Raw genomic sequence first — 6139 nt, 5'->3', positions numbered from 1 at the left:
AAAGCTCGACTATTATGTCGGGCTTTTCGTCCCTGTGGAGGGGTTCCCGAGTGGCCAAAGGGATCAGACTGTAAATCTGACGGCTCCGCCTTCGGTGGTTCGAATCCACCTCCCTCCACCATCATTCTAAAGCCCGTAGCAACAGCTGCGGGCTTTTTCATATATAGAATATTATCTTTAATTTATACATTTAATTTAAAGTATGTATTTATTAAGAATATAAACTTATCAGTAAGTTAACTTAATAAAAACCTGATAATTCAACGAGTACATATTGGGATTTAACTAGAAAAGATTGATCAATTAATAAAGCTGTATAAGATTAAAGAATAAATGGCTAAATAAAATAACTACTATAATGCCTTATGAAAAAAGTACTCATCATTGAAGATGATAATTTGGTTTCCTTTTCTTTAAAAGTTCAATTAGAAAATAAAGGTTTTGAAGTTGCACAGGTTTTTAATGGCTCTGCTGCGATAAGAAAAGTTATCAGTGTTAATCCCGATATTATTCTATTAGATATCAATTTACCGGATAAAAATGGTTTTGAAATTTGCCAAGAACTTAGAGAGTTCTACCAAGGAGGCATTGTTTTTTTAACCGCGTCTGATTCTATTGAAGCTGAAGTTACATCATTTGGTTTAGGGGCTGATGATTATGTCAATAAAAAAGCTCCTTTTGAAATACTCTATCAACGAATTAAACGGTTAGGTGTGCGACCTAAAGCGATTGATGTGAATCAAGTGATACTGTTTGATGATATAGAATTTCAACCAAATAATGCGGATTGTTATTATGAAGGGCAAGCATTACGTCTGACCCAAGAAGAATATGAACTATTCTATTTTATTGCGACAAAGCGAGGTGAGATAGTTTCACGACAATTGATTTTAAAAGTATTAAAAGGCGCTGATTATAATGGTATTGATCGCTCAATAGATATTAAAATAGCGAGAATTCGCCGGAAATTAAAGCGAGTTGGTTTATCTGAACAAATAATTAAATCTGTTAGGTCTAAGGGCTATCAATTTAACTACCCAGTACATTAAATTGCAGTAAAATACACTATACTGTATTCTTCACCGCCGCAAAAAATCAACCGATTTAAACATCTAAGAGAACCAATATGAGTTTTTCCTCATTAGCCTTATCAAGTAAAATTTTATCTGCTATTGAAAAGAAAGGTTATACAGAGCCATCACCTATTCAAGCGCAAGCTATTCCTGCGGTTCTATCGGGTAAAGATGTCATGGCTGCAGCACAAACAGGTACAGGAAAAACAGCGGGTTTTACCTTACCTATTTTACAGTTATTGATAAAAGGTCAAAAAGCCAAAGCTAATCACACACGAGTATTAGTATTAACACCCACAAGAGAGTTAGCGGCACAAGTCGCAGAAAGTGTTGCTACTTATGGTGCTGAGTTACCGTTAACTTCTGCGGTAGTGTTTGGTGGAGTAAAAATTAACCCTCAAATGATGCGTTTGAGGCAAGGGGCGGATATTTTAGTAGCTACCCCCGGTCGATTGTTAGATCTATATAATCAAAATGCCATTAAGTTTTCTCAAATTGAAATGTTTGTCCTTGATGAAGCTGACAGAATGCTTGATATGGGCTTCATTCGTGATATTAAAAAAATAATCGCACTACTGCCTCAACAACGTCAAAATCTATTATTCTCTGCGACATTTTCTCCCGACATTAGAGCGTTAGCCAAAGGGTTAGTCAATAACCCAGTTGAAATTTCTGTGAGCCCTGAAAATACTACAGCAAAAACAGTACAGCAAATTGTTATTCCAACGGATAAAAAGAAGAAAGCTAAGTTAGTCAGTTATTTAATTAAAGAAAATAATTGGCAACAAGTACTGATTTTCACACGAACCAAGCATGGCGCGAATAAATTAACCCGTGATCTAGAATCGCAAGGCATTAATGCTGCGGCAATTCATGGCAATAAAAGCCAAGGCGCGCGCACTAAGGCTTTAGCGAATTTTAAATCGGGTGAAGTAAGGGTGTTAGTTGCCACAGATATTGCTGCTCGTGGCTTAGATATAGACCAACTTCCACAGGTCGTTAATTTTGAATTACCCAACGTACCTGAAGATTATGTTCATAGAATTGGCCGAACAGGTCGTGCAGGAGCAGAAGGTCATGCCATTTCATTAGTGTGTGCGGATGAACATAAAGAATTACAAGACATTGAATATGTTATTCAACAGCATATAACCCGTAAAGTTGAACCTGGATTTGAAGCAATAAATGAATTACCACCATCGCGAGCTATTCGACCGTTAAAAGCTAAAAAGCCGAAGAAAATAAAAGAGAATAAATCAGAACATAAAGATGGTCAACGTTCGGCGGCAAACGCTAAGGGAAATAAGCCGCCAAGTAAGAATAAAAAGCATACCGATACAAGTAAGCGAGAAAATAGCAATACAAAACCAGGTCGAAGAAAACCACAGTCTGCCAAGCAAACATCAACTAAATCGACGTCTAAACCGGCAACTAACTTGGCTAAAAAGAAGGTTGACCCATATAAGGCTAGTCGTTAAAAACACGTAGGATGCTATTTTCGTTTTGCCAACCACTTGTCTAAATTATTAGCAAATGCTTGGCGATCGCTTTGGCTAATAGGTGGAACGCCCCCTGTTTCAATACCACTTGACCGTAGTGTATCCATAAAGTCACGCATATTTAGTCGTTGCTTAATGTTACTGGCAGAATAAAGCTCACCTCTTGGGTTTAAGGCAATACAGCCTTTTTCGATAACTTCTGCCGCTAACGGAATGTCTGCAGTAATAACTAAATCATCTTTATTTGCACGCTTGACAATTTCATCATCGGCAACATCAAAACCAGCACTGACTTGAATAAAACTAATAACTTTAGAAGGCGGAGTTTTTAAGTAGTGATTCGCAAGTAAAGTCGTCGGCGTGTTCGTTCGTTCAGCGGCTCGAAACAGGATTTCTTTAATCACCACCGGACAAGCATCTGCGTCTACCCAAATTTTCATAATAATCCTTGTTAATTTACGTTAAACGTAATGCGTGGTTGGGCATTTTTAGCACTATCAATTTGCGGAGTACATAATAACAACCTTGAACTGGCAATATTGTATTCGTCGACGATTGTCTGCTTAAAATTTTCAACACGTAATAATGACAGTTGATGTAGCTTATCTATGAGTTTGCTATCAGTTATTTTATCTCCAACATTCAAACCTACATCGACAGGAGTTGCAACAGGGCATAAAGTCACTTGTGTGTCTGATTTATCTTTTAATAATGCCGCGAATTGTTTGATAAAAGTTTGCTGTTCGTTTGATATTTCAGATTGAGTGGCCGTGAAAGGTAAATCATTGAAACGAACTTTCAGTAACATTTTACCGGCAGTCATCGCTACACTAACCACATTGGCATAAGGTACAAAGGTGGTCATCAGATAATCTTTAGCAGCCATCATAGTTGCTTTCTTCACTAATAACGACATGAATCCAGAGAGCCCGAACGAAGGGTCATTAGTATTACCAGAAATCGGCAATGATAAATCGACATTCCCCTTACTGTCTTTCAACATGCCTAATGCGACTGAAAAAGGGATTGCCGTTTGATCTTTAAGTGAGTCTGCTTCATGATCATCAGCGGCGGTAAAATCAAAACCACGTAATAAGATATTCGAGTTACCGGAAATTTTGTCGCCGGTTAATTTAGTATCTATGTTGAAATCTAGCTGGCCAGTTTTTATTTCAAAACTCAACGCATTTTTAATATATGACGAGACCGCAGGTAAACTGACTTCGTTGATCCCACCTTTTAAAGCATAGTAAGGCTGTTCAACAAATGGTTGCATTACGCTGTTAAAATCAAAGTGTGCATATCGATTATTTTTGCCACGCAGTTTTAACGTACTTTCAAGTTCAGGGTGACGAGAATTTAACTGATTAAACTGTAATTCTTCTATTGTAAATTCTTGTTGAAAAGCAGGCTTGACGCTGTGATCTTTAAAATTGATTTTTGCGTTATTCATCAAATGAAAATCATTTAAACTAAAATCAAAGACTGTTTTTTGACTTTGCTCTGTTGATTCTACTTCTGGTGGTGTATCGCTATCCGTTGCCGATTTTTCAACTGCTTGGACACTCTGAATTGGTAATAAGCTTGTTAATACTTTGTCAGCGTTTATCTGGGCGTCGACTTTTAAATCTGACAAGGTGATCGTATTTATATCAGCAGCCTGCTGAGACACTATCAAGTTATCGACAAATAGTTGACTAAATTGCGTTAATGGCGGTAAGTCAATTTGATTATCTTGAGAAATAACAGCGTCTTTCACCGTTATCGCATTTAGTGTGACAGTTGGAATGGCTTCAAGTGTAGCGAGATCAATGGTGTTAATAGCAATATTTGTCACTGAAGCAACTAATAACTGAGGGTGCTCAGCATTAATAATCTCGATATTCGCTGCTTCAAACTGGCCCTTCGCAGTAACTGTTGGTGGCTGGTCATTGGATAACTTCACATCAATATTTGAAAATTGAGCTAATGAATGCTCTACATAAAGTTGTACTTTGTTATTTACCGTAGCAAGTTCAGTCAGCGTGAGGGTAATATCTGCAAGTTCAAGTTGTTGATTATTATCATTAATTAACAACTTTTGTTGACTTTTAAACGAGATTAACCCTGTTAAATTTTCAATGTTTTCAGGCAGCCAAGGTTGAACGGACGATAAGTCGAATTTTGAAATATCAAGATCACTGTTGATTTCACCTTGGCCATTAATTAACTGAGCATCTGCGTTAATGTTTACTTTTGAATCAGCAAAGCTAATGTCAGCAACTAAACTAGCCGATTGTGCTTGTTGATCTGCTACTAAATCCTCAATTTTAAGGTCATTGATTTCAAACTCTAATGCTTGATTATTATACAAAACATCAATGTTACTGTTTTTGATTGATAAAAGCGGCATCACTAACTGATAGGCTTTTGCTGTATTAGAGCTTGATGACTTTGGACTCTGAGGCTCAGAAGGTTGCTCAGCAGAAGGTTTATCAGCTGCTTGTGATAATGACACTCCTGCGATTGTTACGTTCTCGCCATCGACGGATATGCCACCATGTATACCATCGGCGATCACGGATTTGATATGCACTTTATCGAAAATTAATTGCAATAGGTTCATTTCAATCGTTAATTTGTCGATTGCTAACACCGTTTTATTGGCTTTCTCTAGCGTAAAATCTTCAATTTTGATTTGCGAAATAAAAGGGTTATAACGAACACTACTGTGTTCATTTAATATTAAATCGAATTGGTTGATGTTTTTTTGAATAAAATGGCTACTAACTATTGGTGAAACAAGCCACACGGAAAGGTAAAGAATAAAGAGAAAAGCCGCTAACACTTTTAGCGTAATGTAGGTGAATCGTTTCATTGATAAGTCCGAATTGTTGCAAGTGCACAGTCTTGGTGCTTAAAGAATTGTGATTATCTGTTGATATTTGATAGTTTACTCTAAATGTTATTGATTTATCTAGCGGATATCACGATACCAATTTAACAAGACGGTTGGAATAGTTTGTGCTGTACTGAGCTACTAGTATTATTTGATTAGATTAACTAAAAGAGAAAACAAGATGAATAAACCACAACGTGATGTCACTTTACGATTTTTAGCCGAGCCACAAGATGTAAATTTTGGCGGCAAAGTCCATGGTGGCGCGGTAATGAAATGGATTGATTTAGCCGCTTACGCTTGTGCGGCAGGCTGGAGTGGTCGTTATTGCGTTACCGCGTATGCAGGTGGCATTCGTTTTGTTTCACCTATTCATGTTGGCAGTTTAGTAGAAGTAGAAGCAAAAGTTATTTTAACGGGTAATTCTTCAATGCATATCGCCCTAGAAGTAAACGCTTGTGATCCAAAATCATTAAATCGAAGAAAAACAACTCATTGTATAGTCATTATGGTTGCTGTTGATGAACACGGACAAAAAATAGCTATTCCAGAGTGGATCCCAGAGACTGCCGCTGACATTAAACAACACGAGTCAGCAAAAAAATTGATGGAAATGCGCAAACAAATCGGCGAAGAGATGCAAATTTTTGTAGAATAGCCGTTGAGTAATTCAGCCACTTTAGGAAAGC

Annotated in this window: 5 protein-coding genes and 1 tRNA gene; 4 read left to right on the top strand and 2 right to left on the bottom strand. The window is 37.2% G+C overall.

Annotated elements, in window-relative coordinates; translation table 11 throughout:
- The first annotated feature begins 36 nt into the window (after positions 1 to 36).
- The 3 genes from RM573_RS10075 (at position 37) to RM573_RS10065 (ending at position 2551) form a co-directional block, all read left to right on the top strand.
- Positions 37 to 121: transfer RNA gene (locus tag RM573_RS10075), tRNA-Tyr, on the top strand.
- A gap of 244 nt (positions 122 to 365) precedes the next feature.
- Positions 366 to 1049, top strand: a complete 684-nt coding sequence (locus RM573_RS10070) for a response regulator transcription factor (protein ID WP_311581166.1) — start codon at positions 366 to 368, stop codon at positions 1047 to 1049.
- A gap of 77 nt (positions 1050 to 1126) precedes the next feature.
- Positions 1127 to 2551 carry a DEAD/DEAH box helicase gene (locus RM573_RS10065; RefSeq protein WP_311581163.1) on the top strand — a complete coding sequence of 475 codons (1425 nt, stop codon included), beginning with the start codon at positions 1127 to 1129 and terminating at the stop codon, positions 2549 to 2551.
- A gap of 14 nt (positions 2552 to 2565) precedes the next feature.
- On the opposite strand, the gene RM573_RS10060 is transcribed toward RM573_RS10065, so the two are convergent.
- Positions 2566 to 3012, bottom strand: a complete 447-nt coding sequence (locus tag RM573_RS10060; RefSeq protein WP_311581160.1) for a YaiI/YqxD family protein — start codon at positions 3010 to 3012, stop codon at positions 2566 to 2568.
- Positions 3013 to 3023: 11 nt separating this feature from the next.
- A complete protein-coding gene (locus tag RM573_RS10055; protein WP_311581157.1) occupies positions 3024 to 5429 on the bottom strand; it encodes a DUF748 domain-containing protein in 2406 nt (801 codons plus the stop codon).
- Between the two features lie 202 nt (positions 5430 to 5631).
- Between RM573_RS10055 and RM573_RS10050 the strand changes: the two genes are divergently transcribed.
- Positions 5632 to 6108 (top strand): acyl-CoA thioesterase, encoded by a 477-nt coding sequence (locus RM573_RS10050; RefSeq protein ID WP_311581155.1) that lies wholly within the window; start codon positions 5632 to 5634, stop codon positions 6106 to 6108.
- Positions 6109 to 6139: the final 31 nt, after the last annotated feature.

The sequence above is a fragment of the Thalassotalea castellviae genome, assembly GCF_031846185.1.
GTDB classification, from domain to species: domain Bacteria; phylum Pseudomonadota; class Gammaproteobacteria; order Enterobacterales; family Alteromonadaceae; genus Thalassotalea_H; species Thalassotalea_H castellviae.
Note: the sequence above shows the minus strand (reverse complement) of the source record. Positions and strands in the feature narration are given on the sequence as shown.

Bases quoted from the DNA above. Each gene is read 5' to 3' on its own strand.
- RM573_RS10070 (WP_311581166.1), top strand. From the start codon at position 366: ATGAAAAAAGTACTCATCATTGAAGATGATAATTTGGTTTCCTTTTCT.
- RM573_RS10050 (WP_311581155.1), top strand. From the start codon at position 5,632: ATGAATAAACCACAACGTGATGTCACTTTACGATTTTTAGCCGAGCCA.
- RM573_RS10055 (WP_311581157.1), bottom strand. From the start codon at position 5,429: ATGAAACGATTCACCTACATTACGCTAAAAGTGTTAGCGGCTTTTCTC.
- RM573_RS10060 (WP_311581160.1), bottom strand. From the start codon at position 3,012: ATGAAAATTTGGGTAGACGCAGATGCTTGTCCGGTGGTGATTAAAGAA.
- RM573_RS10065 (WP_311581163.1), top strand. From the start codon at position 1,127: ATGAGTTTTTCCTCATTAGCCTTATCAAGTAAAATTTTATCTGCTATT.